A 493-nucleotide genomic window follows, 5' to 3' on the forward strand; every position below is an offset into this window, starting at 1 on the left:
CAATTATAGATACATTATATAACTCCCTAATCGTCAAAAATATCAACAAACCAAGAACTTATAGAAACAGAGCGAGAAAGAACTATTTAACAGTAGCTAAAAAAAGGAAAGTCACCTTTAGAGAAAGAAGAAAGGCTATCAAAAAGCAACTGCAATATATCAAAAGAAACCTAGCTCATATTCAGCAACTACAAGAAGAGGGTGCATCACTATTAAAATTGAGCAACAGACAATATAAAATGCTGCTAGTAGTGGCAGAAGTTTATCGTCAACAACTGTGGTTATATGAAAATAAAAAACGCAGTATAGAAGACCGGATTGTCAGTTTAAGTCAACCACATATTCGTCCAATAGTCCGTGGTAAAGCCGGAACCAACGTAGAATTTGGAGCCAAGTTTTCCGCCAGTTGCTTTGATGGCTATGTGTTTTTAGACCACATCAGTTGGGATAATTTTAACGAATCAGGGGACTTAAAATCACAAGTAGAAGCCTA

At 35.9% G+C, this 493-nt stretch carries 1 pseudogene; it reads left to right on the forward strand.

The annotated features are described in order from the left end of the window. A pseudogene (locus tag ACM0OP_RS24365) lies at positions 1–493 on the forward strand (IS5/IS1182 family transposase); the annotation flags it as partial.

Source organism: Nodularia chucula CCY0103 (assembly GCF_963923915.1).
GTDB lineage: Bacteria > Cyanobacteriota > Cyanobacteriia > Cyanobacteriales > Nostocaceae > Nodularia > Nodularia chucula.